At 69.2% G+C, this 227-nt stretch carries 1 protein-coding gene; it reads left to right on the plus strand.

The window, feature by feature from the left end; translation table 11 throughout:
• On the plus strand, positions 1–227 hold a 227-nt coding region (locus GTW08_RS09695; protein WP_202416869.1), incomplete at both ends, for an aldo/keto reductase.

Consider the following 227-nt stretch of genomic DNA (forward strand, 5'->3'; position numbering starts at 1 on the left):
ACTGGCCCGACCCCGCCCAGGACGCCTACGTGGAGACCTTCCGGACCCTGGCCGACCTGATGGGGGAGGGGACGCTGAAGGCGGTCGGCGTCTCCAACTTCAAGCCGCACCACCTGGACCGGATCATCGAGACCACCGGGGTGGTGCCCGACGTCAACCAGATCCAGCTGAGCCCGTACCACACGCGCGACGGCGTCCGGGCCCACCACGAGAAGCTCGGCATCGTC

Source organism: Pseudonocardia sp. SID8383 (assembly GCF_009864975.1).
Taxonomy (GTDB): Bacteria; Actinomycetota; Actinomycetes; order Mycobacteriales; family Pseudonocardiaceae; genus Pseudonocardia; species Pseudonocardia alni.